The sequence below is a fragment of the Clostridium sp. DSM 8431 genome (assembly GCF_900116755.1).
In the GTDB taxonomy this organism is placed as follows: Bacteria; Bacillota; Clostridia; order Clostridiales; family Clostridiaceae; genus Clostridium.
The window spans coordinates 1-2,523 of record NZ_FPBY01000278.1 but is presented as its reverse complement, the minus strand read 5'-3'; the positions used below and the strand labels follow the sequence as shown (position 1 = coordinate 2,523).

The 2,523-nt window shown below is 27.0% G+C and carries 4 protein-coding genes; 3 read left to right on the top strand and 1 reads right to left on the bottom strand.

The genetic code is table 11. The features are described 5' to 3' along the window. Nucleotides 1-213 precede the first annotated feature (213 nt). The 3 genes from BM384_RS16655 to BM384_RS16645 are packed head-to-tail and all read left to right on the top strand — an operon-like array spanning nucleotide 214 to nucleotide 1,967. Nucleotides 214-774 carry a Uma2 family endonuclease gene (locus tag BM384_RS16655; protein WP_090015330.1) on the top strand — a complete coding sequence of 187 codons (561 nt, stop codon included), beginning with the start codon at nucleotides 214-216 and terminating at the stop codon, nucleotides 772-774. 11 nt (nucleotides 775-785) lie between these two features. Further along, the gene (locus BM384_RS16650) at nucleotides 786-1,250 is read left to right on the top strand and encodes a DUF3990 domain-containing protein (RefSeq protein ID WP_090015328.1); all 465 of its coding nucleotides are present in this window, start codon (nucleotides 786-788) and stop codon (nucleotides 1,248-1,250) included. Between the two features lie 21 nt (nucleotides 1,251-1,271). After that, nucleotides 1,272-1,967, top strand: coding sequence for a Fic family protein (locus BM384_RS16645; protein ID WP_090015326.1), 696 nt, complete (start codon nucleotides 1,272-1,274; stop codon nucleotides 1,965-1,967). Nucleotides 1,968-2,088: 121 nt separating this feature from the next. On the opposite strand, the gene BM384_RS16640 is transcribed toward BM384_RS16645, so the two are convergent. Further along, nucleotides 2,089-2,274: a hypothetical protein gene (locus BM384_RS16640; RefSeq protein WP_090015324.1), complete on the bottom strand. Its 186-nt coding sequence runs from the start codon at nucleotides 2,272-2,274 to the stop codon at nucleotides 2,089-2,091. Nucleotides 2,275-2,523 lie beyond the last annotated feature (249 nt).

Sequence of the window (2,523 nt, the reverse complement as noted above, 5' to 3'; positions counted from 1 at the left end):
AGTTATTAAATTGGAAAGTTTAAAAGTATGATGTTATATACTAATGATATTCAACTAACATTGGAAAGAACCAAATCATAAGTATAAAATACAATTTCAACTCAGATAACTTGAATAAATTCTCAACTTAATAATTTACAGCCATAACACAGTGCTTATAATCCTGTGTTTATTTTGTTATAATAAAAAGATAATTTAATGGAGGTCATACCTATGAATGCAGAATATTATGCAAGATACTGTACAGCAGAACAATTTGATAATATGCAAGCTAACTTTAATGGAAAAGTAGAATATTATTATGGGGATATTTGGTTCAGCTCAAATACTTCTGATAAACATAATGATATCTTAATTAATATTGCTAATGAAATCAGAAGTTATTCAAAATCAATTAATTGTAAGGTTAAGACAGAAGGTGCGGAAGTAATCTTTGATAAAGAAGAAAAGTATAAATTTAAACCTGATGTATTTATCGTATGTCAAAATGATATTGATAATATGAAAGGACAAAGTTATACTACTCCACCTAAAATTATATTTGAAATAGTTTCGCCAGGACATCAAGATGCAATAAGAGATAAGCAACTTAAATATAATGTATATGAAACATACGGAGTTCTTGAATATAATATTGTTGAAGAAAATGGTTTTATAATTCAGCACTCATTAAAAGATGGTTATTATCAGATTGTAAATACATTTAAAGATAATGATTTTTATGAGAGTGTTATATTCCCTTCTATAAAAATCAATCTTAAAAACATATTTTAAAGGAGCTAATAATGAATAAAGATTCAGAGTTAATCTATCATGGTAGTTATATGGAGATAGAATTTCCTGTCATACGTAAGCATAAATTTACTAAAGACTTCTCATGGGGCTTCTATTGCACTAAATTTCAGGAACAAGCTGAAGACTCAGCATCTAGATTTAATACTTCAATAGTGAATGTATATGAAGTAAATAATATAGATACATTAAATATTAAAAAATTTAAAAATTATAATGATGAATGGCTCGACTTTGTAGTAAGTTGCCGTAATGGTAAAATACATAACTATGATGTTGTTATTGGACCTATGGCTGATGATAGCATCTATGATTATATAGAAGCTTATTTTAATGGCCAAATGAATAAACAAAAATTCTTTGAACTAATGACTCTTAGACATTCAACTCATCAAATAAGCTTTCATAGTATAAAAGCTTTGGATTGTATAAATTTCATCAAAAGCTATCAGATATAATAAATTTAAGGAGGTGATCATATGTTTATTAGAACAAAATCCTACAATGATATACATCCAACAACTGATATAAAAAAGTTAATCATATTGGCAAAAAGAATGTTACCTGATTATGTATTTAATATGTCGTACTTAGAAAACAATCCTTATACCTTTCCAGAAGTACAAACATTAATGGAAGGTATAACTATAGGTGGTCACAAACTTACTGACCAACAACAAGTACTTAATATTAAAGAAAGTTGGTTGTACCTATTTAATCTTATATATAATCAACAGTTCGAATTATCTAAGAACACCTTTAATAATATTCATTCTATTGTTGCTCATAATGAAGTACTAATAGTTGGTTGTTTTAGAACAGGTAATGTTGCTATATCAGGTAGTGATTATTCTCCTCCTAAAGCTGATGAATTAGATGAACTATTTGATACTCAATTAGAGATAATCAAAAGCCGATGTAATACATCTATTGAATTAGCTTTAGAGTTATTCTTATTTGGGTCATTAAACTTGTTTTTCTTTAACAGAAACAAAATAACTTCTCTACTTATTAGTAATGGAATACTTATAAGTTCAGGTCAAGGTGTATTAAATATTAAATCCAAAGATAGATTAGAGTTTAATACTTTAATGCTTGAATTCTATAATGACAAAAATCATAATGCAGATAATATTTGTGATTTTTTATATAGAAAGTGTATTAGCCAACTTTAATAGCTTATACACTTTCTATATACTTTACCCAGGAAGATAATTCTTTTTCCATACTACTTTATAATTTGTACCGCCTTAAAAATCAAACTATAAATAATATTAAAAATCGAACCTACTTATCTCAATTTGAGTAGTATTCTTCACATCTTAAATTTAATAAATATTCCTGCAGTTGAACCAACTTAACTTCATTAAACATGTCCTCAATCTTTTCTAGTTCACGTCTATTACGCTTAATCTTTTCCTTTATTAAGTCCATTTCTTCCTCTAATTCAAATCCTTCATCAATTATTTCAATGATATTCATATCATTTCCTCCTTAGTTATTTTCTATTTGTAATATTAAGCAATACTCTTGTATAACTTAGCTCCTACTATTGGATAATTTGAAAACAAGTGAACCTTAGCATCAGTTCTCAATATTCTCGCTCTTCCTACTGCTTGTACTAATTCCGATTCAATACCCTAGGTGGTAAGATAATTGTCGTGTGATAAAAAATATGCTATTCTCGTAATAGAAAATAATGAGGAGTATTAAAAATATGGCAAAAGATAA